The organism is Pseudomonas sp. Pseusp15, assembly GCF_059492165.1.
On the sequence record NZ_CP168523.1, the window covers coordinates 5,581,394 to 5,607,800 of the forward strand.

The 26,407-nt window shown below is 60.4% G+C and carries 29 protein-coding genes; 17 read left to right on the forward strand and 12 right to left on the reverse strand.

Going from position 1 to position 26,407, the window contains the following annotated elements:
* Positions 1 to 105: 105 nt before the first annotated feature.
* On the forward strand, positions 106 to 1,320 hold the full coding sequence (locus tag ACEN8R_RS25150) for an aldose 1-epimerase family protein (RefSeq protein ID WP_495624417.1): 1,215 nt from the start codon (positions 106 to 108) through the stop codon (positions 1,318 to 1,320).
* Between the two features lie 6 nt (positions 1,321 to 1,326).
* Here the strand turns inward: ACEN8R_RS25150 and ACEN8R_RS25155 are convergent, their stop codons facing one another.
* A complete protein-coding gene (locus ACEN8R_RS25155) occupies positions 1,327 to 2,820 on the reverse strand; it encodes a YifB family Mg chelatase-like AAA ATPase (protein WP_495624418.1) in 1,494 nt (497 codons plus the stop codon).
* A gap of 455 nt (positions 2,821 to 3,275) precedes the next feature.
* Here ACEN8R_RS25155 and ACEN8R_RS25160 point away from each other — a divergent pair, with 455 nt between their 5' ends.
* The gene (locus ACEN8R_RS25160; RefSeq protein WP_086944355.1) at positions 3,276 to 3,539 is read left to right on the forward strand and encodes a HigA family addiction module antitoxin; all 264 of its coding nucleotides are present in this window, start codon (positions 3,276 to 3,278) and stop codon (positions 3,537 to 3,539) included.
* A gap of 149 nt (positions 3,540 to 3,688) precedes the next feature.
* On the opposite strand, the gene ACEN8R_RS25165 is transcribed toward ACEN8R_RS25160, so the two are convergent.
* Positions 3,689 to 3,955: an accessory factor UbiK family protein gene (locus ACEN8R_RS25165; RefSeq protein ID WP_007894783.1), complete on the reverse strand. Its 267-nt coding sequence runs from the start codon at positions 3,953 to 3,955 to the stop codon at positions 3,689 to 3,691.
* Between the two features lie 416 nt (positions 3,956 to 4,371).
* On the opposite strand from ACEN8R_RS25165, the gene glnK reads away from it, so the two are divergent.
* The 4 genes from glnK (at position 4,372) to sutA (ending at position 7,147) form a co-directional block, all read left to right on the forward strand.
* The gene (gene glnK, locus ACEN8R_RS25170) at positions 4,372 to 4,710 is read left to right on the forward strand and encodes a P-II family nitrogen regulator (protein ID WP_002555808.1); all 339 of its coding nucleotides are present in this window, start codon (positions 4,372 to 4,374) and stop codon (positions 4,708 to 4,710) included.
* Positions 4,711 to 4,745: 35 nt separating this feature from the next.
* Positions 4,746 to 6,083 carry an ammonium transporter gene (locus tag ACEN8R_RS25175; protein ID WP_018927528.1) on the forward strand — a complete coding sequence of 446 codons (1,338 nt, stop codon included), beginning with the start codon at positions 4,746 to 4,748 and terminating at the stop codon, positions 6,081 to 6,083.
* 212 nt (positions 6,084 to 6,295) lie between these two features.
* The gene (locus ACEN8R_RS25180) at positions 6,296 to 6,721 is read left to right on the forward strand and encodes a secondary thiamine-phosphate synthase enzyme YjbQ (protein WP_018927529.1); all 426 of its coding nucleotides are present in this window, start codon (positions 6,296 to 6,298) and stop codon (positions 6,719 to 6,721) included.
* A 102-nt stretch (positions 6,722 to 6,823) separates the two neighbouring features.
* Positions 6,824 to 7,147 carry a dormancy-specific transcriptional regulator SutA gene (gene sutA, locus ACEN8R_RS25185; RefSeq protein ID WP_018927530.1) on the forward strand — a complete coding sequence of 108 codons (324 nt, stop codon included), beginning with the start codon at positions 6,824 to 6,826 and terminating at the stop codon, positions 7,145 to 7,147.
* 81 nt (positions 7,148 to 7,228) lie between these two features.
* Here sutA and ACEN8R_RS25190 read toward each other — a convergent pair whose 3' ends face one another.
* From ACEN8R_RS25190 to lptM, 6 genes are read right to left on the reverse strand one after another with little or no spacing between them, the layout of a single operon-like run.
* Positions 7,229 to 7,936, reverse strand: coding sequence for an HAD family hydrolase (locus ACEN8R_RS25190; RefSeq protein ID WP_019650117.1), 708 nt, complete (start codon positions 7,934 to 7,936; stop codon positions 7,229 to 7,231).
* Positions 7,933 to 8,832 (reverse strand): tyrosine recombinase XerC, encoded by a 900-nt coding sequence (gene xerC, locus ACEN8R_RS25195; protein ID WP_018927532.1) that lies wholly within the window; start codon positions 8,830 to 8,832, stop codon positions 7,933 to 7,935. Before xerC ends, ACEN8R_RS25190 begins: the two co-directional genes overlap by 4 nt.
* Positions 8,833 to 8,834: 2 nt before the next feature.
* A complete protein-coding gene (locus tag ACEN8R_RS25200; RefSeq protein ID WP_007941280.1) occupies positions 8,835 to 9,560 on the reverse strand; it encodes a DUF484 family protein in 726 nt (241 codons plus the stop codon).
* A 13-nt stretch (positions 9,561 to 9,573) separates the two neighbouring features.
* On the reverse strand, positions 9,574 to 10,404 hold the full coding sequence (dapF, locus tag ACEN8R_RS25205) for a diaminopimelate epimerase (protein WP_018927533.1): 831 nt from the start codon (positions 10,402 to 10,404) through the stop codon (positions 9,574 to 9,576).
* A gap of 4 nt (positions 10,405 to 10,408) precedes the next feature.
* A complete protein-coding gene (gene lysA / locus ACEN8R_RS25210; protein ID WP_018927534.1) occupies positions 10,409 to 11,656 on the reverse strand; it encodes a diaminopimelate decarboxylase in 1,248 nt (415 codons plus the stop codon).
* A 9-nt stretch (positions 11,657 to 11,665) separates the two neighbouring features.
* Entirely contained in the window at positions 11,666 to 11,839 is a 174-nt protein-coding gene (gene lptM, locus ACEN8R_RS25215; protein WP_007941283.1) for an LPS translocon maturation chaperone LptM, read from the reverse strand.
* A 238-nt stretch (positions 11,840 to 12,077) separates the two neighbouring features.
* Between lptM and cyaY the strand changes: the two genes are divergently transcribed.
* From cyaY to rnk, 3 genes are all read left to right on the forward strand, one after another.
* Complete coding sequence (gene cyaY, locus ACEN8R_RS25220) at positions 12,078 to 12,410, forward strand: iron donor protein CyaY (RefSeq protein ID WP_018927535.1); 333 nt, start codon at positions 12,078 to 12,080, stop codon at positions 12,408 to 12,410.
* Positions 12,411 to 12,414: 4 nt separating this feature from the next.
* Positions 12,415 to 12,633, forward strand: a complete 219-nt coding sequence (locus ACEN8R_RS25225) for a DUF1289 domain-containing protein (protein WP_258612833.1) — start codon at positions 12,415 to 12,417, stop codon at positions 12,631 to 12,633.
* 244 nt (positions 12,634 to 12,877) lie between these two features.
* Entirely contained in the window at positions 12,878 to 13,288 is a 411-nt protein-coding gene (gene rnk, locus ACEN8R_RS25230) for a nucleoside diphosphate kinase regulator (RefSeq protein WP_007941285.1), read from the forward strand.
* Positions 13,289 to 13,293: 5 nt separating this feature from the next.
* Here the strand turns inward: rnk and ACEN8R_RS25235 are convergent, their stop codons facing one another.
* From ACEN8R_RS25235 to ACEN8R_RS25245, 3 genes are all read right to left on the reverse strand, one after another.
* Positions 13,294 to 16,140, reverse strand: a complete 2,847-nt coding sequence (locus tag ACEN8R_RS25235; RefSeq protein WP_495624419.1) for a class I adenylate cyclase — start codon at positions 16,138 to 16,140, stop codon at positions 13,294 to 13,296.
* A gap of 207 nt (positions 16,141 to 16,347) precedes the next feature.
* A complete protein-coding gene (locus tag ACEN8R_RS25240) occupies positions 16,348 to 16,593 on the reverse strand; it encodes a TIGR02647 family protein (protein ID WP_007894898.1) in 246 nt (81 codons plus the stop codon).
* A 177-nt stretch (positions 16,594 to 16,770) separates the two neighbouring features.
* Complete coding sequence (locus ACEN8R_RS25245; RefSeq protein ID WP_018927538.1) at positions 16,771 to 17,055, reverse strand: hypothetical protein; 285 nt, start codon at positions 17,053 to 17,055, stop codon at positions 16,771 to 16,773.
* 125 nt (positions 17,056 to 17,180) lie between these two features.
* Here ACEN8R_RS25245 and ACEN8R_RS25250 point away from each other — a divergent pair, with 125 nt between their 5' ends.
* Positions 17,181 to 17,840, forward strand: coding sequence for a glutathione S-transferase family protein (locus ACEN8R_RS25250; RefSeq protein WP_495624420.1), 660 nt, complete (start codon positions 17,181 to 17,183; stop codon positions 17,838 to 17,840).
* A gap of 107 nt (positions 17,841 to 17,947) precedes the next feature.
* Here ACEN8R_RS25250 and argH read toward each other — a convergent pair whose 3' ends face one another.
* Complete coding sequence (gene argH, locus ACEN8R_RS25255) at positions 17,948 to 19,342, reverse strand: argininosuccinate lyase (RefSeq protein ID WP_019580504.1); 1,395 nt, start codon at positions 19,340 to 19,342, stop codon at positions 17,948 to 17,950.
* A 462-nt stretch (positions 19,343 to 19,804) separates the two neighbouring features.
* Between argH and ACEN8R_RS25260 the strand changes: the two genes are divergently transcribed.
* From ACEN8R_RS25260 to ACEN8R_RS25290, 7 genes are all read left to right on the forward strand, one after another.
* Positions 19,805 to 20,551 (forward strand): LytR/AlgR family response regulator transcription factor, encoded by a 747-nt coding sequence (locus ACEN8R_RS25260; protein ID WP_064621063.1) that lies wholly within the window; start codon positions 19,805 to 19,807, stop codon positions 20,549 to 20,551.
* A 136-nt stretch (positions 20,552 to 20,687) separates the two neighbouring features.
* A complete protein-coding gene (gene hemC / locus ACEN8R_RS25265) occupies positions 20,688 to 21,629 on the forward strand; it encodes a hydroxymethylbilane synthase (RefSeq protein WP_495624421.1) in 942 nt (313 codons plus the stop codon).
* Positions 21,626 to 22,393, forward strand: a complete 768-nt coding sequence (locus ACEN8R_RS25270) for a uroporphyrinogen-III synthase (protein ID WP_018927543.1) — start codon at positions 21,626 to 21,628, stop codon at positions 22,391 to 22,393. The genes hemC and ACEN8R_RS25270 overlap by 4 nt, the downstream gene beginning before the upstream one ends.
* A 16-nt stretch (positions 22,394 to 22,409) precedes the next feature.
* Complete coding sequence (locus ACEN8R_RS25275) at positions 22,410 to 23,564, forward strand: uroporphyrinogen-III C-methyltransferase (protein WP_064621060.1); 1,155 nt, start codon at positions 22,410 to 22,412, stop codon at positions 23,562 to 23,564.
* Positions 23,561 to 24,799, forward strand: a complete 1,239-nt coding sequence (locus ACEN8R_RS25280) for a heme biosynthesis protein HemY (RefSeq protein WP_477748471.1) — start codon at positions 23,561 to 23,563, stop codon at positions 24,797 to 24,799. Before ACEN8R_RS25275 ends, ACEN8R_RS25280 begins: the two co-directional genes overlap by 4 nt.
* Positions 24,800 to 25,160: 361 nt before the next feature.
* On the forward strand, positions 25,161 to 25,712 hold the full coding sequence (locus tag ACEN8R_RS25285; protein ID WP_018927546.1) for a disulfide bond formation protein B: 552 nt from the start codon (positions 25,161 to 25,163) through the stop codon (positions 25,710 to 25,712).
* A gap of 178 nt (positions 25,713 to 25,890) precedes the next feature.
* Positions 25,891 to 26,361 (forward strand): Rsd/AlgQ family anti-sigma factor, encoded by a 471-nt coding sequence (locus ACEN8R_RS25290; protein ID WP_018927547.1) that lies wholly within the window; start codon positions 25,891 to 25,893, stop codon positions 26,359 to 26,361.
* The last annotated feature ends 46 nt before the right edge of the window (positions 26,362 to 26,407 follow it).

Sequence of the window (26,407 nt, forward strand, 5' to 3'; positions counted from 1 at the left end):
ATCGACGATCATTTGGCATTTGCCGTCGTGATCTCGATTTTTATGCTTGCTGAAACGTTTCTTCAAGTTTATAAAAATGGCACAACTCCAAGAAAGGCTGCTGCCATGACCCCGCTCAAACTCTTCGTTGCCTTCAGCGCACTGTCCGCTGCTTCCCACGCCATGGCCTGGGATTACGTCCTGCTCGATACCGACAAAGCCGCCCAGAACTGGCAGATCACCAGCCAGCAACTCGGCGTGAAAACCGACAAACCCTTCTCCGTGACCCTGCGCACCTTGCATGGCGGTCGGCAGGAGGGCGTCAGCATTGTCGACATCGATAATGGCGCGATGAAACTCTCGGTGGTGCCGACTCGCGGCATGAACGTGCTGCAAGCTTCGGTCGGCAATGTGCGCATGGGCTGGGATTCGCCGGTCAAGGAAGTGGTCAACCCGTCCTTCATCGAACTCAACGGCCGCGGTGGCCTGGGCTGGCTGGAAGGTTTCAATGAACTGGTCACCCGCTGCGGCTACGAATGGGTCGGCCATCCCGGCATGGACAATGGCGAGCTGCTGACCCTGCACGGTCGCGCCGCCAACATCCCGGCCAACAAAGTCACCCTGCACATTGATGAAAAACCGCCATACGCCATCAGTCTGCGCGGTGAACTGAAAGAGCAGGCATTCAAGAAAGTCGACTTCTCCGTCGCGACCGAACTGGTCACCGACCCCGGCAGCGTTGTGTTCGCCCTCAACGACACTCTGACCAACAACGGTGATTATCCGAAGGAATACCAAGCGCTGTATCACAGCAACTTCAGCACCCCGTTCCTGGAACAGGGCGCCCGCTTCGCCGCGCCGGTGAAGCAGGTGTCGCCGTTCAACGACAAAGCCAAGGGCGATTTGCCGGACTGGCAAACCTACCGCGCACCGACCAAGGACTACGACGAAACGGTTTACAACGTGGTGCCGTATGCCGATGCCAAGGGCGATACGTTGACCGTGCTGCATAACAAGGCCGGCAGCCTGGGTGTCTCGGTCGGCTTCAACACTCAAACACTGCCGGTGTTCTCCCTGTGGAAAAATACCGATACCCAGGGCCAGGGCTATGTTACGGGGCTGGAGCCGGGAACGAGCTTTTCCTATAACCGCCGGTATCAGCGGCCACTGAACCTGGTGCCGACAATTGCGCCGAAGGAACAGAAGCAGTTCCGTATCAGCTACAGCTTGTTGGCGGATAAGGCGGCTGTGGATAAGGCGTTGAAACGGGTGAGCGAGATTCAGGGCGGGCGCGAGACTGAAGTGCGGCAGACGCCGTTGGTTGATCTGACCAAGGGGTGATACGGACTAGAGCGTTGTTGGCCGATATTGCAGCGCTTCGGCCAGGTGTTCGCGTCTGATCCCGTCAGCCTGCTCAAGGTCCGCCAGCGTGCGCGCGACCTTGAGCAGTCGATGGGCCGCTCGCAACGACAGCGTTAAACGCTCGCAGGCGGATTCCAGCCAGTTTTCATCGGCTGTGGATAACTTACAGTGCCGGCGTAGGCCTGGCAGGTCGAGGAAGGCATTGGCGCAACTCTGGCGTTTGTGTTGCCGCTCTCTTGCATCAGCAACCAACTCGGCGGCGGTGGCTGTATCGTCGCCGGGATTCAACGCAGGATTCAACGCCGTGGCCTCACGAGCAACCGTCAGGTGCAGATCGATGCGGTCCAGCAGCGGCCCCGACAGTTTGTTGCGATAGCGCTGCACCATGTCCGGCGTGCAGGAACAACGACCACTTGGCTCGCCAAGATATCCACAGGGGCAGGGATTCATCGCAGCCACCAATTGAAAGCGCGCCGGAAAGCGAACGCGGTCCTTGGCGCGGGAAATCACGATGTGGCCGGATTCCAATGGCTCTCTCAACACCTCCAATACCTTGCGATCAAACTCTGGAAGCTCATCGAGGAACAACACGCCATGGTGGGCGAGGGTGATTTCGCCGGGTTGCGGTTTCGAGCCGCCACCCACCAGTGCCGGGCCTGAGGCGGAGTGGTGTGGCTGTCGGAAGGGACGCTGTGGCCAATGACTCAACGGCACACAACTGGCGACCGATTGAATCGCCGCGACTTCCAGTGCTTCGCTCTCGGCCAATGGCGGTAACAACCCCGGCAGACGACTCGCCAACAACGTTTTCCCCGTCCCCGGCGGACCGCTGAACAGCAGGTTATGAGCCCCCGCTGCTGCAATCAGCAAGGCTCGCTTGGCCGCAAGTTGTCCCTGAACTTCATTCAAGTCGGGATAGGGTTTGCTGGCGTAGAGCAAACCGTTGGAAGCGTAGGGTTCGATGGGCGTGTGACCATTGAAATGCGCGACCGCTTGAAGCAGATGATCCACCGCAATCACCTTCAACCCCGACGCCAGGCAGGCTTCTTCAGCGTTCGCTCGCGGGACTACCAGCGTGCGCCCGGCCTTGCGCGCCGCCAGCGCCGCCGGCAAAACCCCGCGAACCGCACGCACCGCGCCCGACAGCGCCAGCTCTCCCAGGCACTCCACGTCATCCAGCGTCAACGTCGGCACCTGCACGCTGGCCGACAGAATCCCCAAGGCAATCGCCAGATCGAACCGCCCGCCGTCCTTCGGCAAATCGGCGGGAGCGAGATTCAAGGTGATCCGCCGCGCAGGGAATTGCAGTCCCGAATTGATGATCGCGCTACGCACCCGATCCTTGCTTTCCTTAACCGCCGCCTCGGGCAGCCCGACCATGGTCAGCGACGGCAAGCCGTTGGCCAGATGCACTTCTACGGTGACGGCGGGCGCATCCACGCCAATCTGGGCGCGGCTGTGGACGATGGAGAGGGACATGGTCGTTCCTTGAGCTGACGGGGAACCGCTTCCTGCGGCTTTTTTAAAGCGTAGTAGGAGAGGGGCGCTTTAACGTGGCAGAAGAGCCGCCAAACTTTCGCAGGATGTTGCTGGGGCCGGTGAGTTGATTCCAGCCAGTTAAGCCATAACACGATCCGTAGCAGCTGGCGGAGCCGGCGCACGGCTGCGCAGCAGTCGTAAAATCAGATCACGCGGTGGATCAGGCAGACCGTACAACTTGGATTTACGACTGCTGCGCAGTCGAACGCAGCCTTCGGCAGCTGCTACAAAGGTTACGTCGCGGCTGGTATTTGGGCGTAATCAACCGAGGAGCTAGATTTCTTTGTAGGACCGGGCCTGGATAGATGAAGGACTTCGGTGAAAGAGTTCGGACGCTCTTGTCGGATCGGGGGGGATGCTTATGATCACAGCTGATCAAGCCCTAAGGAGGGGAGATGAGCAATTCTGGAATGCGGCCGATTCATCCTGGCGAAATCCTTGAAAAGGAGTTTCTAGAGCCTCTGGGCATTACGGCGACTGGTCTGGCTAGCGTGTTGAATGAAGGCACGGATGAAGTGAGTGCCCTTTTCATGCAGGAGAGAGGTATTAGTCCTGAGCTCACAAAGAAGCTATCGCGCTACCTGAAAACCACGCCCGGATTCTGGTTAAAACTGCAATCGACCTACGATCAGCGCAGGGCCGAAATCGAGCGTGGTTGAGCTTCGGGTACTTAAAAAGACTGCAGCGTCCGCGAAGCACGCTTGAACGATGGTTCCCACGCTCTGCGTGGGAACCATCCCGTGACGCTCTGCGTCACATCTGGAGCGTCCCTGGCGGCGTTCCCACGCAGAGCACGGGAACGATCAGGTTACTCGGCGTCAGCAGGTGGATTGAGCTTCGCTTCCAGCTCCGCCACTTTCGCCTCCAAGCTCTCCAACCGGGCGCGGGTCCGCGCCAGCACAACCATCTGGCTGTCGAATTCTTCACGGCTTACCAGGTCCAGCTTGCTGAAGCCGCTCTGCAACAAAGCCTTGAACTGGCTTTCGATTTCGCTTTTCGGCAGTGGGGTGTCGCCGCTGAAGAGGCGGGAGGCGGTGCCGCTCAGGGCGTCGAGGAAGTCTTTGGGCGCAAGCATGGGAAATGTCCTGTCAACAATGGCGGGCAGTGTATCACGCAGTGTCTATAGTCAATCTCGAAGGCTGGGATGCACGCTTTTCGCGCATGCGAGTGGACAGCCACGCACTGTTGTTGTGCGTAACCGTGGCGTCAATCGGCTGGAGAGGTCTGCGTTAGCGGCCAAGGGCTTGAAATCAATGGGTTTTGGATAGATGGCAAGCTTTCTGCTTAGTCGCTGGTGACCCATGCACTGATGCAGTCGCTGTGACGAATGCAGTGCGCCAAGCGGAACGGGGGAAGTTTCGTGCGGAGTGGTTAGCTGGCGTCGGATGGGCAGGTAAGGCCGACGATGCGTTACAAAGCCAGGCACTGCGCTTAGACTTGAGTCGGGTTTGTTTTCCTGGGGCAAGTCCACCAATTCGGGAGAGAGTTTTCATGAAGCTAGTCACTGCCATCATCAAGCCGTTCAAACTGGACGACGTGCGCGAGTCGCTGTCCGAGATCGGCGTGCAGGGCATTACCGTTACTGAGGTCAAAGGCTTCGGTCGGCAGAAGGGTCACACCGAGCTGTATCGCGGCGCGGAGTACGTGGTCGATTTTCTGCCTAAGGTGAAGATCGATGTCGCCATTGACGACAAGGATCTGGACCGGGTTATCGAGGCGATAACCAAGGCCGCCAACACCGGCAAGATCGGTGACGGCAAGATCTTCGTGGTCAATCTGGAACAGGCGATTCGCATCCGTACCGGCGAAACCGATACCGACGCAATCTAAGCCGCCACAAACCCAACGCCCCAGGAGAAAACAAAATGACTCTGCGTAAATTCGCAGGGCTAGGAGCCCTGTTGTCCATCGTAATGCCTGGCCTGGCCATGGCGGCAGATCCGGTGGCGCCTCCAGTCCTCAATTCCGGCGATACCGCCTGGATGATGACCTCGACAGCCCTTGTGCTGTTCATGACCATCCCCGGCCTCGCGCTGTTCTACGGCGGCATGGTTCGTTCCAAAAACGTTCTTTCGTTGATGATGCAATGCTTCGCCATTACCGGCCTGGTCACCATCCTGTGGTTCCTTTACGGCTACAGCATGGCGTTTGACACAACGGGTATGGAAGCTAACGTCGTCAACCTCAATTCGTTTGTCGGCAGCTTCGCCAAGGCATTCCTCGCCGGCATCACGCCTGCCAGTATTACCGGCCCCGCGGCGCTGTTTCCCGAGGCGGTGTTTGTCACCTATCAGATGACCTTCGCCATCATCACCCCCGCGCTGATCGTCGGTGCTTTCGCCGAGCGGATGAAGTTCTCCGCAATGCTGGTGTTCATGGGGATCTGGTTCACCCTGGTTTACGCGCCGATTGCGCACATGGTCTGGAGCGGTCCGGGTTCGCTGTTGGGCGACTGGGGCGTGCTCGACTTCGCAGGCGGCACCGTGGTGCACATCAACGCCGGTGTGGCCGGGCTGATCGCCTGTCTGGTACTGGGCAAGCGTAAAGGCTTCCCAACCACCCCGATGGCTCCGCACAACCTCGGCTATACCCTTATGGGTGCCGCGATGCTCTGGGTTGGCTGGTTCGGTTTCAACGCCGGTTCCGCTGCCGCAGCCAACGGCACTGCCGGTATGGCCATGCTGGTGACTCAGATCGCTACCGCCGCCGCAGCCTTGGGCTGGATGTTTGCCGAATGGCTGACCCACGGCAAACCGAGCGCACTGGGTATCGCTTCGGGCGTGGTGGCCGGTCTGGTTGCGATCACTCCGGCGGCGGGTACCGTTGGCCCGATGGGCTCGATGATCATCGGTCTGGCGGCGGGCGTGGTGTGCTTCTTCTGCGCCACGACTCTGAAACGCAAAATGGGTTACGACGACTCCCTCGACGCTTTTGGCGTGCACGGTATCGGCGGTATCCTCGGCGCGATCCTGACGGGTGTGTTCGCTGCACCGTCCCTGGGTGGTTTCGGCACCGTCACCGACATCGCGGCTCAAGTCTGGATTCAGTGCAAAGGCGTGGGCTTCACGGTGATCTACACCGCGATCGTCACCTTCATCATCCTCAAGGTGCTGGACGCTGTCATGGGTCTGCGCATCACCGAGGAAGAAGAAGCAGTCGGCATCGATCTGGCGCTGCACAACGAACGCGGCTACAACTTGTAAGCACGCCTATAAAAAATGCCCGGCTTGCCGGGTATTTTTTTGTCTTGATTTTGTCAGTGAAGGAAAGGCTGAAAGGTTTTTTCATACACGTTCAGGGGCGTTTACAACGGGTGTTTTTCTGCGGCCAATGGCTTACACGATTGAAGGAATATTAGGGCCTTTGTTTTTTCCCAGAGCGCGCTAGAATGCGCCCCGAACGTGCGGAGAACTGTATGTGGCAACAGACTCTGATTACCCTGCGGGCACGGCCCCGGGGCTTTCATCTGGTAACGGACGAGTTACTCGCCGGCTTGCCTGAACTCAAGGCGTGTCGGGTCGGTCTGTTGCATTTGTGGCTACAGCATACCTCGGCGTCGTTGACCATCAACGAGAACGCCGATCCGGCGGTACGTCGCGACTTCGAACGATTTTTCAATCGTCTGATCCCACAAGGAACGGACGACTATGAGCATAACGACGAAGGCCAGGACGACCTCCCGGCGCACTTCAAGGCCAGCGTACTTGGCTGTCAGCTCAGTTTGCCGATCTCGGCAGGCCGACTGGCGTTGGGAACCTGGCAAGGCGTTTATCTGGGCGAGCACCGTGATCATGGCGGTGCCCGTAAAGTCCTCGCCACCGTGCACGGTGAAGGGGAATAAACCGCTGGTCACCAGCGGTGGTTGAATTTTTTCCGGCGGCCTTCGACAGAAGGCAAAGCTGGGCTATAACTAATCTGCTTTTCGCAAGTCATGAGGTAGAACATGAGCGACGATGATCTGGAAAACGACGACCTCGAAGTAGGCGACGACGACGAAACCGAAGAAGGCCTGGAAGCGGCGGCTGAAGACGTCGCTGAAGACGACGGCGGTGATGTGCCCGTTCCGACTGCCAAAGGCAAAGCCAAGGCAGCGGTATCGGTCGATGAGCTGCCGAGCGTTGAAGCCAAGAACAAGGAACGCGATGCCCTGGCCAAGGCCATGGAAGAGTTTCTGGCACGGGGCGGCAAGGTGCAGGAAGTGGAGGCCAATGTGGTCGCCGATCCTCCCAAGAAGCCTGATAACAAGTACGGCAGCCGGCCTATCTAAGCGCCTGCTTCCTGCTTGCTGAAAAAAGCCCGCCGTCGCTGCGGGCTTTTTCATGGGTGAAAATCAAAAGATCGCAGCACCTCAAATATCGACTGAGTTCCAGCGGGCGAGCAGTGCAGGCAACTCGGTCAAACTGCGAATCTCGGCATCCGGCGCCTTCTCGGCTTCCCACACTTTGCCCGCCGGGTTAAACCAGATCGCTCGCAACCCCGCCTGCTGGGCTCCGGCAATGTCATCGCCAGGATGATCGCCGATATGCACCGCGGTTTCGGCGGTCGCGCCGCCCCGTTGCAACGCTTCATGAAACAGTCGCGCATCCGGTTTGGCGATGCCGATGTCTTCGGCGCACAGGGCAAACCTGAAGTAATCCGCCAGGCCCAGTCGGCGCACATCGGCGTTGCCGTTGGTCACTACACCGAGGGCGTAGTGCTTGGCGAGTGTCTCCAGCGTCGGCTCGACTTCGGGGAAAACTTCCAATTGATGCCGGGCATGCAGAAACACTTCAAAACTTTGATCAGCCAGGTCTGAGGCTTGACCATGGTCGTAACCAGCCTCTTCCAGAGCATGAAAAAGCACCCGCCGACGCAGCGCACTGATTCGGTGCTTGAGGTTCGGCTCGTTGCTCAACACCCGCTCGCGAATCGACCACAAATGCTCCACCGGCACCGCGCCCAGGTTCGGCGCATGCTCGGTCAGCCATTCACGCAATATGGCTTCGGCGCTGGCGATTACCGGGGCGGTGTCCCACAGGGTGTCGTCGAGGTCGAAGGTGATCAGTTGGATGGTCATGAATCATCGCCTTTAATGCGTTTGGCCCGTGGATGGGCGCTGTCGTAGACCGTCGCCAGGTGCTGGAAGTCCAGATGGGTGTAGATTTGGGTGGTCTTGATGTCTGAGTGGCCGAGTAGCTCTTGCACGGCGCGCAAGTCCTGAGAGGACTCCAGCAAATGGCTGGCGAAAGAGTGTCGCAACATGTGCGGGTGCAGGTTCTGCCCCAGCTCGCGCTCGCCGGCGGCCTTGACCCGCACCTGAATCGCCCGAGGACCGAGGCGCCGACCTTGCTGGCTGACAAACACTGCGTCGTCCGCCGGGTTGGTCATGGCCCGCAACGGCAGCCACAGTTCCAGTGCTTCGCGAGCCTTTTTACCCACTGGCAACAGCCGGGTCTTGCTGCCTTTACCGAGGACCTGGACCATGCCGTCAGCCAGGTCCAGCTGATCGAGGTTGAGCCCGGTCAGCTCCGAAAGCCGCAAGCCGGAGGAGTAGAACAACTCCAGAATCGCCTGATCCCGACGGGCCAGGAAATCATCCTCCACCGCGCCTTCCAGCAGTTGCAGCGCACGGTCGGTATCGAGGGTTTTCGGCAGACGACGCTCGCCTTTGGGCGGTGCCAGGCCGTTGGCCGGATCGTGGTCGCACAGGCCTTCGCGGTTCAGATAATGATAGAGCCCGCGCACCGCCGACAGTAGCCGTGCCAGGCTGCGGGACGATTGGCCTTGTGCATGCAGACGGGCGATCAGGCTGCGCAGCCGCTGGATATCCAGTGCGGCCCAGCTGCCGATGTTCTGTTTGACGCACCAGCCAAGCACTTTATCGAGGTCGCGGCGGTAGGCGTACAGCGTATGCGGCGACACTTGCCGCTCACTGCGCAGGTGTTCGCAGTAAGCGTCCAGTTGCCGTTCCACGATCAGCGTACCGAGCGCAGGGAGTTGTTGACCCGTGGCAGTACGCGACCCATGACTTCGGCGATGTAGCTGAGGAACAATGTGCCCACCGAACTCTTGTAGTGCTGCGGATCGCGGCTGGCGATGGCCAGAACACCGTGGATGCCCTGGTGGCTGATGGCGACGACGGCGGTGGAGCCGATCTGCTTGCGCTGTTCTTCGCCGAACAGGAAGTCCAGTTCATGCTCACGCAGGCTGCCGCAGACGCTCTTGTCTTCCGAGAGCAGGCCGCCGATGGCCGTTTGTGCGTCGGCGTGGGTGACCCAGCGGCCTACCGGCATCGGGTTGTCGCCCAGCAGGATCAGGCTGACGAAGGGCACCTGAAAGTCCTGGCGCAGGCTGTCTTCGACGCCGATCACCACGTCTTCCAGGCTGGTCGCGTCCATCAACGTGAGAATCAGACGGCGGGTTTTGTCGAACAGGCGATCGTTGTCGCGGGCCACGTCCATCAAGTGCGAGAGACGATGACGCAACTCGATGTTGCGATCGCGCAGAATTGTCATCTGGCGTTCGACCAGCGAAATGGTGTCGCCGCGCTGGTGCGGAATGCGCAGGGCCGGGAGCAGTTCTTCATGCTCGATGAAGAAATCCGGATGAGCCTCCAGGTACGCGGCAATCGCCGCCGCCTCAAGGCTTTCGGAAGGGGATTCGTCGGGCTGTAGGGCGGGAACCTGGGGCTTGTCGGTCATGGATTTCGCTCACTCAAAGACGCACTTGTCCTTCGTATACGCGTACTGCCGGGCCGGTCATCATGACCGGTTGGCCAGGGCCTGCCCATTCAATGGACAGGCGCCCGCCGGGCAGGTCGATCAATAGCGGCGAATCCATCCACCCCTGGCTGATCGCGGCCACCGCGGCAGCACAAGCGCCGGTTCCGCAGGCCTGGGTTTCCCCGGCCCCGCGTTCCCAGACGCGCAACTGCGCGCGGTTCCGGTCGATGACCTGGAGAAAACCGACATTGACCCGTGCCGGAAAGCGCGGGTGATGTTCGATTTTCGGCCCCAGTTCATGCACCGGTGCTTTGTTGATGTCGTTGACCCGCAACACGGCATGGGGGTTGCCCATGGACACCGCAGCCAGTTCGACCATGGTGCCGTCGACGTCGACCTGATAGCTCAGGGCCTGGCTTGGGGCTTCGAACGGAATCTCGGCCGGCACCAGGCGCGGGGCGCCCATGTTGACGCTGATCTGGCCATCGTTGCGGATGTCCAGTTCGATGATGCCGCTTTTGGTCTCGACGCGAATCTGCCGCTTGGCGGTCAGGCGCTTGTCGAGCACGAAGCGGGCGAAGCATCGAGCGCCGTTACCGCACTGTTCCACTTCGGAGCCGTCGGCGTTGAAGATCCGATAGCGGAAATCCACGTCCGGGTTGCTGGGCGCCTCGACGATCAGCAACTGGTCGAACCCGATGCCGGTGTGCCGATCGCCCCATTGCTTGGCATGCTTGGGCAGAATGTGCGCGTGCTGGCTGACCAGGTCGAGAACCATGAAGTCATTGCCCAGGCCGTGCATCTTGGTAAAACGCAGCAGCATGGGGTTACTCCGGCAGCAGGCTTTCGCCAGCAAACAACTCGGCTACCGTCTCGCGGCGACGCACTTCAATTGCCTGATCACCGTCCACCAACACTTCAGCGGCGCGGCCGCGAGTGTTGTAGTTGGAACTCATGACAAACCCGTAGGCACCGGCCGAATGCACGGCCAGCAGGTCGCCTTCTTCCAGCGCCAGTTGACGATCCTTGGCCAGGAAGTCGCCGGTTTCGCAGATCGGGCCGACGATGTCGTAGGCACGCGCGGCGGTATCGCGAGGGCGCACGGCGGTAACGTCCATCCAGGCCTGGTACAGCGCCGGGCGGATCAGGTCGTTCATGGCCGCATCGACGATGGCGAAGTCTTTGTGTTCGGTGTGCTTGAGGTACTCGACCTGGGTCAGCAGCACGCCGGCGTTGGCAACGATGAAGCGGCCTGGCTCGAACACCAGCGCCAGGTCACGACCGTCGAGACGTTCGCGCACGGCCTTGATGTAGTCGGCGGCCAATGGCGGCTCTTCATCGCGATAACGCACGCCCAGACCGCCACCCAGATCGATGTGGCGCAGGTAGATGCCGCAATCGCCGAGGCGGTCGACCAGGCCCAGCAGGCGGTCGAGGGCATCGATGAAGGGCGGCAGGGTGGTCAGTTGCGAGCCGATGTGGCAATCGACGCCGACCACTTCCAGGTTAGGCAGTTGCGCGGCGCGGACGTACACGTCTTCGGCGTCGGCGATGGCGATGCCGAACTTGTTTTCTTTGAGACCGGTGGAAATGTACGGGTGCGTGCCGGCATCGACGTCCGGGTTGACGCGCAGCGAGATCGGCGCGCGAACGCCCAGCTCGGCGGCGACTACTTGCAGACGCTCGAGCTCGTCGGTGGATTCGACGTTGAAGCAGTGCACGCCGACTTCCAGGGCGCGACGCATATCGTCACGGGTCTTGCCGACACCGGAGAACACGATCTTTTCGGGGCTGCCGCCAGCGGCCAGTACACGCTCCAGCTCGCCACGGGAAACGATGTCGAAACCGGCGCCCAAACGGGCCAGGACATTCAGTACACCCAGGTTGGAGTTGGCCTTGACCGCAAAGCAGACCAGGTGAGACGTGCCGGCCAACGCATCGGCGTAAGCCAGGTACTGGGCTTCGATGTGGGCACGGGAGTAGACGTAGGTCGGTGTACCAAAGCGTTCGGCGATGGCGGACAGGGCAACACCTTCCGCGAACAGCTCACCGTCACGGTAGTTAAAAGCGTCCATGGCGTTCCCTTATTGGTAGACGTCGTGTTTGTGTGCTTTCGACGGAGACTGTTGCGACGACTTGGCCTGCTCTGCAGGATCCTGGCTGTCATCGGGCAGGTACAGCGGGCCTTTTTGACCACAGGCCGATACCAGGCAGGCAACCGCGACGAGCGCAGCAAGGGAAGAGATCAGGCGCTTCATGGCGAAATCCTTGAAAATGCGTTAATTGCGCCGGAGTATACCGGCCACCCGGCAGCTTGCCTATGTGACGCGGCTCCCGTCCGGCGGGCCTTTGACTGTGGCGCAGTAACTTGTCCTGCGTTGCGCAGGGATATTTCGTACCGCACCTCGTCCTTGGTGGTTATTCTTTGCAATCATCGGGGCTCGCCCGTATCTTGCGGCGCTTGAGCGTGAGTAGACACTTTTTGAGGTTCCCGTAATGAGTTTGACTGAAGCCCGTTTTCACGACCTGGTCGATGCCACCCAGCAGACGCTGGAGGATATTTTCGATGAGAGTGACCTGGATATCGATCTGGAGAGCTCGGCCGGTGTGCTCACCGTCAAGTTCGAAAACGGCAGCCAGTTGATCTTCAGTCGCCAGGAGCCGTTGCGGCAATTGTGGTTGGCGGCGGTGTCCGGCGGTTTCCACTTCGACTATGACGAAGAGAGCAAGCGCTGGATGTGTGACAAGAGCGACGAGCAACTGGGTGAGATGCTCGAGCGCATCGTCAAGCAGCAAGCCGACGTCGAACTCGATTTCGAAGGTCTGTGAGATCGTGACCCAGCCTGCGCCCGTTCGCCCGCCCAAACCGCTCTATAGCAACGTCAGCCCGGCAGTGCCTTCGCCGTGCAGCGGTGTGTGCCGGCTGGATGAGCAGAAGGTTTGCCTGGGGTGTTTTCGGCATGTCGAAGATATCCGCGAATGGCGCTCGGCCGATGATGAGCGGCGGCGGGTGATTTGTGCGCAGGCTGTACAACGCAAGATCTTGTCTTAAGGGCTTTTGTGGCGAAGGAGCTTGCTCCCGCTCGGGTGCGAAGCAGCCGCAAGGTTTTTAGGGCCACTCCGCGCCCCAGCGGGAGCAATGGTCAGCGCTGGGCCGTGGTCGCCCCCGGCTTGTTTATTTATTGAGCTGTGATAGTGTCCAGATACGCCTCAACCCATCGAGGCTCGTGAAAACCCCGCCTTTTTCTGGCGGGGTTTTGCTTTTTTCGTGCAGAAGAAAGGAGTCTGCCCTGATCATGACCGCACCTTCCATCACCCTTACCCGTCTGGACGTGCAACGTCTGGAGCGCCTGATCGACAGCCTGGATGACTCGCTGCCGGGCGTTATCGCGCTGCAAACCGAACTGGATCGCGCCGATACCCTGGTCGGTCACGAAGAGGTGCCGGCCGATGTCGTGACCATGAATTCTAAAGTGCATTGCCGCGAAGAAAGCAGTGGCAAGGACTACCACCTGACCCTGGTCTACCCCAAGGATGCCAACGCCGACGAAGGCAGGATTTCCATTCTGGCGCCGGTGGGCAGTGCGTTGCTCGGCCTGAAGGTTGGCCAGCACATCGACTGGCCGGCACCGGGTGGCAAGACCCTCAAACTGACCCTGCTGGAAGTTGAATCGCAGCCTGCCAATGGCGGCGCGTTCCCGGAATGAACCCCTCAGACCTGCTCGAGCGCCTCGTTCAATGCGCGCTCCAGGTCGGCCTTGTAGCGCAAATACAGATTGCTTGAACTCTGACCATCACCGAGCAGGCCCGACAGGTCCAGGTCGGTGATGTAGCAGCGATAGCGTTCGGTCTCGCGGCGCTGTTCGACGATTTCCCGGGCGACCACGCTGAACAGTTGGTCGCCATGTTCCAGCTCTGAAAATTCCCGCTGATTGCAATACAGCGTGACTTGCACCTGTCCTGGTGCGGCTTTGCCGACGATCGCCTGCACGTCATAGAACGGTTTGTTGACCGGGGTTTGCGGCGCCGGTCGGGCTTCGACCCGACGCGCCCGCGCGGAGCCTGAAGGCAATAACTGGTAATACAAAGTCTCCAGGCTCAGCGGCTGGGCGGCGTCCATCGGTAGCAAGGCGTCGCGCCGGTACTGGATCGATTGCAGAAAACGTTGCAGCGGCACCAGCAGGCTTTGTTCGTCGTGATAGGGCAAGCGTTGTTGCCACAAGGCATTGAACTCATCCAGTACGTACAGATCGGCCTGGTGTTCGTTGATCCGGTAGAACACCTGAACGCAGTCGGGTTGCCCCATGGGCAGGATCAGCGCCAGGTCGTGGTCTTCCAGTGCCATCGGGTCCAGATGCAGCGGGCTGTAGCTGGCCAGCTCTTCGCCAAGGTAGTCAAACAGCGCCGGCAGCGTGGCGAGGGCAACGTGATTGACCTGGCCGGGCACCAGCTCCAGCACGTGGTAATGCTGCTGGACCTGAATCAGGTAGCGATGATTGAGTTTGCTCAGCAGCAGGTTTTGCGCGGTATCGAGAACTTCTTCGACTCGTCGGGCTATGAATTGCGCGCGGTTGTGGCAGAAGCAACGTACCCGCAGCTTGGGCTGCTGTGGCCCGTCCGGCAGGTTGTTGAGGTAATCGCGCAGGCAGTCGAGCAGGGCATGGGGACCGTCAAAGCGGCTGACCAGCACCTCGTTCCAGCTGTTTAGCGTGACCTGATCCAGGGTCAGCACCAGATTTTCCCGCACGCCGGCGTAGCTCAGGGAATCGGTGCGCTCGGTGGTCATCAGGATGTTCATGTCGCGATGGTGCTTGAGCGGATCGACGCCGACGTTCACCAGAATCAGTATTTCGCTCGGCACGCTGGCGCGCAGCAAAGGCTCTTCGGCGACGGTGGTCAGGGGCAGGGCGATGCTTTGCTGCAGGCTGCCGAGCAGGTTGAACAGTTCGAACTCGCTCAAGTCGCTGGTGCCGGGGTGCAGGGCCAGGCGGGTGCTGCTGTCGATCACGCCGTTACGGTGACACCAGGTGAGCAGTTCGAGTAACTGGCGGCTGCGCTTGATCGGCGCGAAATGCTCCCACTCATGAGCGGTCAGGCTGCCGTTGTACAAACCCCATTGGGTTTGCCCCGGCTCTCTCTTGTTCGGGGCCTGCACCAGCGTCAGGGTGTCTTCGGCCAGATCGGGGGCGATGCCCGGGTTGATGCATTCGACCTTGTCGGCCTTGCGCTCGAAGGCCGCGTACAACCGCCGGCCCAGCACATTGAGGTCGCGCTTGTTGATCAGGCTGACGGTCTGCTCGTTACGGGCAAACTGTGTCAGGAAGCGGTAGCTGTAATTCAGTTCGCTGACCAAGGCACGGCGCTCGGCGCTGACCTGGCGGACTTTCCACTGGCTGCGGCTGTCGAGCAACGCCAACTGACGCTGATCCCAATGCCATTCGTGGGCCAGACGTTCGAGCAGCGAACGCTGCCAGCTCTGGGTGCGACCGCTGCTGCCGGTGAGCTTGCGATTGACCTTCAGGTACAGCGCACGACGTACCAGTTCGAGCCGCTCCGGTTCGCCCCGAGCCGTGAGGTATTCCTCGATGCGCCGGTAAACCACCATGTACGGGTCCAGTTCATCGAGGTCCAGTCGATTGGCAAACACCGCCTGTTTGAAACGCAGGCTCAGGCAGTGGACTTTCGGGTGTTCACTGGCGTAGACCTCGGTCAGCAGCAGTTTGAGCACTGATTTGTAGGGCGATTCGATGCCTTTGAACAGCTGCCAGAGCCCGGCACCGATGAACTCCCCGGGAGGGATGTACGCCAGATGCCCCAGGTCCAGGGTTTCGTCGGCACGGATGAAGCGTTTGGAAAGCAGCGTGTGGGTGTAACGGTCGTACGCAGCCTCTTCGTAGACCGGCACCAGCCACCAGATGGGGGTGCGTCCGGCCAGCCAGATCGCGGTTCGATAGAACTCGTCCAGCAGCAGATAGTGCTGGGTGGTGCCACAGTCTTCCGAGCTCAACTGCGTATCGCGCTCGCCGAGCACGAAGCGGGCCGGGTCGATCAGGAAAAAGTGCGCCTCGGCGCCCTGGCTGGCGGCCCAGACTTCCAGCAACTGGCATTTCTTGCGCAGTTCAGCGAGCTCGCTTTCGCTCAGGTCCGGCCCATGACAGACCCACACGTCCATGTCGCTCTGATCGGCCTGGGCCAGAGTGCCGAGGCTGCCCATCAGGAACAGGCCGTGAATGGGGCGCGGCGGATTGCTGCCGTGGCGCGGTTTGTAGGAAAACGAGCGGGTCAGGCGTTGGGCTTCGGCGAGGGTGTTGGTGTCGGGGTCGTAATTCGACAGGCCGGCCGGGGTGCTACCCGAAACGTAACCCGGCAATAGCGGATGATTGACGTGGAAAAACAGCGGCAGCAGGGTCAGCACCGTTTGCTGGCGGGTCGACAACCCTTCCATCGCACGGGCCATGCGACCCTCGTTGAGCTTCAGGAAACGGGCGCGCAGCTGGCTGAGAACCTTGCGATCGATTCCCTCGTCCAGATCGGGGCGGATTTCATGGGTGCGGGTCATGTCAGCTCAATCCGGCTCGCGGGGCTCGGACATAGGAGGGCTCAGGGTGAGGGGCAGTTTAGCGCCTCGGCCCCGGGACTTTTAAGCTGATTTTGTTTTCCTGGCGTCAGATTTCTATCGTTTGGCGACGGCAGGTAACAGGGCCAGTCATCAAGTGTGCCCGCGGAAATCCCGTGACAGAGCTTTCCGTGGGCTATGCAGTGATGCTCAGGCTGTTTCCCGCACGGACAGAATGGTGAGAACGGTTTGCACGTTTTGTGCGGCGTCACGCCCCAGGCTGGTCAGGTAACCGCCATCGGGCTGGGTGATCAATTCTTTGTCGAACAGTCTTTGTGCGGCGGCAATGGCTTTCGGGGCAGCGGTCTGATGAATTTTCAAACCTTCCTGGGAACTGTCCAGGTTGAAGAGTGCGAGGATTTCCAGTTCGGCAACCAACTCAGGGGTAAGCGACATAAGGACTCCAGACTTTCTAGGAATTAGACGATAGCGTCCCTAAGGTGAACCCGTCGGTGAGGCATGTCCAGTGCTGGCAACAGGGTTTTTCTCCCCGAGAGGCATTCCTCGGAAGGTGGTACGGACAGCGGGGGTGGTTTCTGTAGGAGCGAGCGCGCTCCTACAGGGGGGGCGGGGTTATTGCTTTTCCGGCGGCAACTCTGGCAGTGCGCGCAGCGCCGTTTCATACCATTCGGTGTCGAATGCACGGTCCTCATCGAGCATGGCGTCGATCTCGTAGGCCAGCACATGGGCCATCAGGTTGAGGATTTCTTCACGCTCGTAACCCACCAGGGTCAGCTTGTTGAAGGTTGCCTTGGCCGCTGGCGGGTTGTCGCTTTCGATCTGGTTTTCGATTGCTTCGATCAGCGTCGTTTCGGCGAATTCTTCTTCGTCGTTGTCGATGTCGTTTGGCTCGCTCATGGCAGGCTCCTCAAGGAAAGGCGGCCAGTTTACCTGCATTCAGCATTGTGATGCTGCTGGCAAGAAGTGCCTGGGCGTTCTATAACTGGCGCTGCCAACCCCCTGCACGGCCTGGAGGCTATGTAATGCTCAAGCTTTATGGATTTTGCGTCAGCAACTATTACAACATGGTCAAGCTGGCGTTGCTCGAGAAGGGACTGCCGTTTGAGGAAGTACCGTTTTACCCAGGCACCAGCCCCGAGGCGCTGGCCATCAGCCCGCGCGGCAAGGTTCCGGTACTGGGCGTCGAGCAAGGTTTCGTCAACGAAACCAGCGTGATTCTCGAGTACCTCGAGCAGAGTCAGAAAGGCACACCGCTGCTGCCGAGCGAACCCTTCGAGCGAGCGCAGGCGCTGGCTTTGGCCAAGGAAATCGAGTTGTACATCGAACTGCCAGCGCGAGCCTGCTACCCCGAAGCGTTTTTCGGCATGTCAGTGCCGGAAGCGATCAAGGACAAGACCAAGGCCGAGTTGCTGCTGGGGTTCGCCTCACTGGGCAGGCACGGCAAGTTCGCCCCTTACGTGGCGGGCGACCGTCTCAGCATTGCGGATTTGTATTTCCTGTACAGCGTGCCGATGGCTTGTGCCGTGGCGCAGAAGCTGTTCGATATTGATCTGCTGGCTGAGATGCCGGCGGCCAGGGCGCTGCTGGAGCGTCTGGGGCAGAATCCGAACGTGCAGCGAATTGCGGCAGAAAAGGGCGCAGCAATGCCCGCGTTTCTGGAGATGATCGCGTCGAAGAAATAGATTGTGTAACGATCTTGAGAATGCCTTCGCGGGCAAGTCTCGCGCCTGAGGGGTACGGTCCCCTGTAGGCGCGAGCGGTGCGGCGATCCGACTTGCCCGCGAAGCTTTTAACGGCTGGCGAGTAGTGCCTGACCGCGAGCCACGGCAGCCTTGACCTGTGCCGGCGCGGTTCCGCCGATATGGTCACGGGCATTCACCGAACCTTCCAGGGTCAGCACGGCAAACACGTCCTGCTCGATCTGGTCGCTGAACTTGCGCAGCTCTTCCAGGCTCATTTCCGCCAGGTCCTTGCCGCTGTCTACGCCGTACTTCACCGCGTGGCCAACGATCTCGTGGCAATCACGGAACGGCAAGCCGCGGCGTACCAGGTAGTCGGCCAGGTCGGTGGCGGTCGAGAAACCGCGCAGGGCCGCTTCGCGCATCATCGCGTGCTTGGGCTTGATCGCCGGGATCATGTCGGCGAAGGCTCGCAGCGAGTCGCGCAGGGTGTCGGCGGCGTCGAACAGCGGTTCCTTGTCTTCCTGGTTGTCCTTGTTGTAGGCCAGGGGCTGGCCTTTCATCAGGGTCAGCAGGCCCATCAGCGCGCCAAATACCCGGCCAGTCTTGCCGCGAACCAGCTCCGGCACGTCCGGGTTTTTCTTTTGCGGCATGATCGAGCTACCGGTGCAGAAACGGTCCGGCAGATCGATGAACTGGAACTGCGCACTGGTCCACAGCACGAGCTCTTCGGAGAACCGCGACAAGTGCATCATCGCGATGCTCGCGGCCGAGCAGAACTCGATGGCGAAGTCGCGATCGGACACGTTGTCCAGGGAGTTGCCGCCAACAGCGTCAAAGCCCAGCAACTGAGCGGTGTACTCGCGGTCGATCGGGTAAGTGGTGCCAGCCAGCGCAGCACTGCCCAGCGGCATGCGGTTGGTACGCTTGCGGCAGTCCACCAGGCGCTCGTAGTCGCGGCTGAGCATTTCGAACCAGGCCAGCATGTGGTGCCCGAAAGTCACCGGCTGCGCGGTTTGCAGGTGGGTGAAGCCTGGCATGATGCTGCCGGCTTCGCGCTCGGCTTGCTCCAGCAAGCCTTTTTGCAGGCGGGTGATCTCGGCCAGGATCAGGTCGATCTCGTCACGCAGCCACAGACGAATGTCGGTGGCGACCTGGTCGTTGCGGCTACGGCCGGTGTGCAGCTTTTTACCGGTCACGCCGATGCGGTCGGTCAGGCGCGCCTCGATGTTCATGTGCACGTCTTCGAGGTCGATGCGCCAGTCGAACTGGCCGGCCTCGATTTCACCCTGGATGGTCTTCAGGCCATCGATGATGCTGTCGCGCTCGGCATCGGTCAGCACGCCGACCTTGGCCAGCATCGTGGCGTGGGCGATCGAGCCCATGATGTCGTGGCGATACAGGCGCTGGTCGAAGGTGACGGAGGCGGTGAAGCGGGCAACGAAGGCGTCGACGGGTTCACTGAAGCGGCCGCCCCAGGACTGATTGGTCTTGTCAGTGCTCATGAATTCGCTCGTATCGGCTTGAAGAAAGATGGCGTGGAACGCTGACGCGGATAATAACAGGGTTGCCAATCCTGTCGCTGACACTGGTCGATACGTTTTTTTCTCATGGGGCGATCCATACTCGAAGCCAGCGATGCGCAAATTGCGCAACGATATTTCTCATTTGAGCAATATCGTCGCGGCAACCGTCTACAGTTGGACAGTAGGATCAGCGCACTTCTCGATGCTGCAGCTGACTATAGAGAGAAGAGGGGTGTTCATATTGTGTATCAGCAAACCTTATGGCGATGCCTCGCCAACGCGGGCCTGGGCCGTCAGTCACCCGGCAGATGAAAATTTAGCCGCCGGTCTTGCGGCACTTTTTGGCCCTCGCGCTAGTCTTAGCGTGGATCGCGGTGACGGACGTCACTTCACCTGTCTACGCTATCTTTGTGCGAGACTCACGCAGGAATCCAGCGCAATATGAATGTCCTGATCGTTGATGACGAACCCCTGGCCCGCGAGCGCCTGAGCCGAATGGTCGGCGAACTCGAGGGATACAACGTCCTGGAGCCCAGCGCCACGAATGGCGAAGAGGCGTTGGCACTGATCGACAGCCACAAGCCGGATATCGTACTGCTCGATATTCGCATGCCGGGCCTCGATGGCCTGCAAGTGGCGGCACGATTGTGCGAACGCGAAACCCCGCCCGCCGTGGTGTTTTGCACAGGGCCCGATGAATTTGCCTTGGAAGCCCTACAGGCCAGCGCCGTGGGCTATCTGGTGAAGCCAGTGCGCACAGAACAGTTACATGAAGCATTGAAAAAAGCCGAACGCCCCAATCGCATCCAGCTCGCCGCCTTGACTCGTCCCGCCGCCGAAACCGGCAGCGGCCCACGCAGCCATATCAGCGCCCGCACCCGTAAAGGTATTGAACTGATCCCGTTGGGCCAGGTGGTCTACTTTATTGCCGACCACAAGTACGTGACCTTGCGCCATGAAGGTGGCGAAGTGCTGCTGGATGAGCCACTCAAGGCCCTCGAAGACGAATTCGGCGACCGTTTCGTGCGGATCCACCGCAACGCACTGGTCGCCCGCGAACGCATTGAACGGCTGCAACGCACCCCCCTGGGGCATTTCCAGCTGTTTCTCAAAGGCCTGAACGGCGACGCCCTGATCGTCAGCCGACGCCATGTGGCCGGCGTGCGCAAAATGATGCAGCAGCTTTAATCCGCCATTCAGGGCGGATTTCTACCCTGTTTTAGGGCCTTGAGGGCCAGGGAGGCCATGCAGTTTCTGATACAAGTCAAAGTGGATTTGGCTGAGCTGTTATTATCCGCCGTATCTATTCAGTACGGATTGATCCATGTCCTCTCGCGAAATCCGCATCGCCACCCGCAAAAGTGCTCTCGCCCTGTGGCAGGCCGAATACGTCAAGGCTCGTCTGGAACAGGCCCATCTGGGCCTGCTCGTGACACTGGTGCCCATGGTCAGTCGCGGCGACAAGCTGCTCGATTCGCCCCTGTCGAAAATCGGCGGCAAGGGCCTGTTCGTCAAGGAGCTGGAAACCGCGCTGCTGGAAAACGAAGCCGACATCGCCGTGCACTCCATGAAGGACGTGCCGATGGACTTCCCCGAAGGCCTCGGTCTGTTCTGCATCTGCGAGCGCGAAGACCCGCGCGATGCATTTGTCTCCAATACCTTCGCCAGCCTGGATGAGTTGCCACCAGGCAGCATCGTCGGCACCTCCAGCTTGCGCCGCCAGGCTCAGTTGCTGACCCGTCGCCCGGATCTGGAAATCCGCTTCCTGCGTGGCAACGTCAACACGCGCCTGGCCAAGCTCGATGCCGGCGAATACGACGCCATCATCCTCGCCGCGGCGGGTTTGATTCGTCTGGGCTTCGAACACCGCATCACCTCGGCCATCAGTGTCGATGACAGCCTGCCGGCCGGAGGCCAGGGCGCGGTCGGTATCGAGTGCCGTAGCGCCGACACTGAGATTCATGCACTGCTCGCGCCGCTGCATCACCAGGATACGGCCATCCGCGTGACCGCTGAACGTGCCCTCAACAAACATCTGAATGGCGGCTGCCAGGTGCCGATCGCCTGCTACGCCGTGCTTGAAGGCGAGCAGATCTGGTTGCGTGGCTTGGTGGGCGATCCGAACGGCGGCCTGTTGCTCTGCGCCGAGGCCCGAGCGCCGCGCAGCGAGGCCGAGGCCCTGGGCGTGCAAGTGGCCGAAGACCTGCTGAGTCAGGGCGCCGACGCCATTCTCAAAGCAGTCTACGGCGAGGCTGGGCACGAGTGACTGGCTGGCGCCTGCTGCTGACGCGCCCTGCGGATGAATCGGCGGCGCTTGCCTGCGTGTTGGCTGACGCGGGGGTTTTCAGTAGCAGCTTGCCGCTTTTGGACATCGAGCCGATGCCGGCCTCTGCCACAATGCGCGCAGTGATTCAGGACCTGGATCACTATTGCGCGGTGATCGTGGTCAGTAAGCCGGCCGCCAGAATCGCTGTCGAGCTGCTCCACCAGCATTGGCCGCAACCGCCGGTTCTGACGTGGTTCAGCGTCGGCGCGGCAACGGCGCAGATCCTCGAGGCTAACGGGCTGGATGTGAGTTTCCCGGCCGACGGTGATGACAGCGAAGCCTTGCTTGAACTTCCACGATTGCGCGAGGCTATCGCCCGTCCCGATCCTCGGGTGTTGATCGTGCGTGGGGAGGGTGGGCGCGAGTTGCTGGCTGAGCGTTTGCGCGAGCTTGGTGCTAGTGTCGAGTATCTGGAGTTGTACCGACGCGGCTTACCGCAGTACCCACCGGCAGCGCTGCCTGAGCGGATCGAGGCGGAACGCTTGAACGGGCTGGTGGTCAGCAGTGGACAGGGTTTTGAGCACCTGCACCGATTGGCTGGCGATGCCTGGCCGATCATGGCGCGGTTGCCGTTGTTTGTTCCAAGCCCCAGGGTCGCCGAGCTGGCACGCGCCGCCGGGGCCCAAACAGTTGTGGATTGTCGTGGCGCCAGTGCCGCGGCCTTGCTGACGGCGTTACGGGAGCACCCCGTACCCGTTTTCTAATGCAAAGGATGGATACGTGAGCAAAACAGCCTTGCCTAAAGATGACGTCCAGCCGGTGCTCGATGCGCCGGTAGAAGCGCCGGTTGTAACCGGGCCACCTGCTACTGAGCCGCGCCGAGGCAATGGGCTGGCAATCGTCGCGCTGCTGTTGGGCGCTGCCGGTGTTGCCGTGGGCGGTTGGGGCGTCTGGCAGGTGCGTCACCTGCAAGCCGATAACCTGCAACAGTTGAGTCAGGTACAGGCGTTGAACGATCAGGCGCAGAGCCTGAAGCTCAACGAGCAGCGTCTGACCGCTCGCCTCGAACAAATGCCTGCCGCCGAAGAGCTCGATGCGCGCAGTCGCTTGGTCACTCAACTTCAGGGCGATCAACAGCGTTTGAATCAACGCTTGGAAACCGTCCTCGGTGCCAGCCGCAAGGATTGGCGTCTGGCCGAGGCTGAGCATTTGCTGCGACTGGCCAGCCTGCGTCTGTCGGCGTTGCAGGACATCAGCAGTGCCCAGGCCCTGGTGCAGGGGGCCGATGAGATACTCCGTGAACAGAATGACCCGGGGGCTTTTGCCGCTCGCGAGCAAGTGGCCAAAACCCTGGTGGCCCTGCGCAGTACCGAACAGCCGGATCGCACCGGGTTGTTCCTGCGACTGGGTGCCTTGCGCGATCAAGTGATCAGCCTCACCGAACTGGCGCCCGAGTACAAGGACCGTGGCGAATCCCTGCTGGGCCTGACGGCCGATGGCGACGGCGCCAGTCGCTGGGCGCAATGGTGGGATCAGATCTCGCGTTACATCCGAATCGATTTCAACGCCGACAAGAATGTCCGTCCATTGCTGGCAGGGCAGAGCCTGAGCCAGGTGCGTCTGGCCTTGAGCCTGGCGCTGGAACAGGCGCAGTGGGCCGCGCTCAACGGTCAGGCTGCGGTCTACACTCAGGCGCTGACCGAGGCGCGGGACGTGCTCAAGGGTAACTTCAACCCGGACAACCCTCAGAGCAAGATCATGCTGGAGCAGGTGGCCGAGTTGAGCAAACAGCCAGTCACGGTGGTCACGCCGGATCTGACAGGCACGTTGAGCGCCGTCCAGGCTTACCTTGAGCGACGCAACGTCAACGCCGAGGACTCAGTGAAACCTCTGGCCAAACCTGCCGCGAGCACTGCGCAGGAGGCCACACCATGAAGCGTCTCTATGTGATCGTGTTCGTGGTCATCGCTGCCGCCGCCGCGTTGGGGCTGGCGATTGCCGAGCATTCCGGCTACGTGCTGATCGCCTACAAGAGCTTCCGTTACGAATCGAGCCTGTGGGCAACCCTGGCCTTGGTGGCCGTGCTGTGGCTGGTGTTCTGGGGCATCAAGGCGCTGGTCGAACTGGTGACAACTTCCGGTGGGGTGGTCAACCCATGGTCGCGGCGCAATCGCAGTCGACGGGTGCAAGTGGCGATCGAGCACGGCCAGCTGGATTTGGCCGAGGGCCGCTGGGCCAGTGCGCAGCGTCACCTGTATCGCGCGGCAGAAGCCGAACGTCAGCCGCTGCTCTACTACCTGGGTGCTGCCCGCGCCGCGAACGAACAAGGTCTCTACCAGGAAAGCGATAACTTGCTGGAGCGCGCTTTGGAGCGACAGCCCCAGGCCGAGCTGGCGATTGCCTTGAGTCATGCCCAATTGCAGACCGACCGCGGCGACACCGACGGCGCCCTGGTCACCCTGCAAGCCATGCACGAGCGTCATCCTCATAACGTCCAGACCCTGCGCCAGTTGCAACGCCTGCATCAGCAGCGGGGCGACTGGTCGGCAGTGATTCGCTTGCTGCCGGAGTTACGCAAGGACAAGGTGCTGCCGCCAGCCGAGCTGGCTGAACTGGAGCAACGCGCCTGGGGTGAGAATCTTTCGTTGGCGGCGCACCGGGAAGAGGACGGAACGGTCGGTTTGCAATCGCTCGCTCGTGCCTGGCAGCAGCTCACCGCCGCTCAGCGGCAGGAACCGCAACTGGTGCTCGCCTATGCCGAGCAACTGCGGCAACTGGGAGCGCAGGTCGAGGCCGAAGAGGTTCTGCGTATGGCTCTCAAGCGCAAATACGACAGTCATCTGGCACGCCTGTACGGTCTGGTTCGCGGTAGCGATCCGGCCAGACAGCTGCACACCGCTGAAGGTTGGCTCAAGGATCATCCGGCCGACCCGAGCCTGTTGCTGACGTTGGGCCGTTTGTGTCTGCAAAGCAGTCTGTGGGGCAAGGCCCGGGATTATCTGGAAAACAGTCTGCGTGTACAGCGTAATCCTGAAGCCTGCGCCGAACTGGCGCGGTTGCTGGCGCAATTGGGTGACACTGAACGCAGTAATCAGTTGTTCCAGGAGGGCTTGGGCCTGCTGGACGAGCGCTTGCTGTCGGCTCCGCTGCCGGTGCCGGCTCATGCTTGATGCCGGCCTGTAGCCGCTGCCGAAGGCTGCGTTCGGCTGCGCAGCAGTCGTAAATCAGGCGCCGCAGTCGGATCAGGTGAGTCGTGTTAAACCGACTACGACTGCTGCGCAGCCGAACGCCGGCTGCGCCAGCTGCTACAGGGGGAGTCGTTCGTCAGGGCAATCCAACCGCTCCGAGTCTGCCACTGTTTTTGAGTTGTGGTCCTGGTCTGGCAAAGTCCTACAGCGGACTACATCTTATCCTCTCGACTCTGTCGGGAATTCCCTACACTTCTGGTGAAGTGTCCGTGCTGGCCTGCCTTGAAAGGCTGCTGCGCTTTCCTCTACCGTAACCGCTTGTCTCTACAGTTACGGAAAAGCCATGTCTTTGGCCTGCTCACGCTCCTTGTTTTTCATGGTTTTCATTGCAGGTGCCCTGGCCTTGGGCGTTTCCTATTACCTGGAATATGCGGTCGGCCTCAAGCCTTGCGGGTTGTGCCTGTTGCAACGGGTTTGCCTGGCGCTGCTCACGGGTGTCTGCCTGATGGCTTCGGTGCAGGGGCCTGGTCGCTTCGGATCATTCCTGTATTGGTTACTGGGTCTGCTATGCAGTGTGGCGGGTACCGTCACGGCGTGGCGGCAGGTTGTGTTGCAGAGCGATCCGGTGCATCAGCTCTCGGCATGCTCGCCCAACCTGACTGATCTGTTTGCCAGTACGCCCTGGTTGTGTGCCTTGCAACGGTTGTTCAAGGGAACCGACGACTGCGCGGAAATTTCCTGGACGCTGTTCGACCTGAGTATCCCGGAATGGAGCCTGTTGTTCTTCGTTGCGATGATGATTCTGGGCGGGTATCAATTGCTGCGCCTTGTCTGGATCGCCTGTCAGCGACCGCTCAGCGGCGAGTCGTCGCACCGGGTATTGACGGGCGATTAAACACTTGTATGAACTTTATCTCCTGCGTACCTTGAAGCCATAGGCGCGCGGGCATAATCTGGCCCGCACGTATCATTGGAATTATGTTGCTCGTTGCTGTTCTGCCTGACCAAGACCGGATGTGCCGAGTCTTGGTCAGGCGTAGAACGGCATGACCCATTAGGGAAGAGAGATCGCCATGTTAGATAGTTGTCAGAATGCTCAGGAACGCTGGGGTGGGGTTCATAAGCTCATTGACCGCTGGCTACAAGAGCGTGAAGAGTTGGTAAAGTCGTTCCACGACTTGCGAAATGCCAAACCGGCTTTCGCCGACAAGTCCTTGAACGGTCGGTTCTGCGAGATTCTTGTCGATTACGTTTCTGCCTGGCACTTCGAAGTGAGTGAGCATCTGGTCAATGAGGCCAAGGCCTTTGGCGACGATGGCGGCCTTGAACTGGCGGAGCAGATCAACCCGCGTATCGACGTGAGCACCGAGATGGCGCTGTCGTTCAATGATCATTGTCACAAGGGTGACTGCAATGACACCGAGCGTTTCGCCGAAGCGCTGGAAAAGCTGGGCAGCCAACTGCGTGAACGCTTCGAACTGGAAGATTGCCTGATCGAAGTGCTGCACACCGCCCACAAGGAAGAGAGTTCGGTTCAGGCCTGAACCCTTCCCGGCTAGACACTGAAAACGGTGCGCAATGCGCACCGTT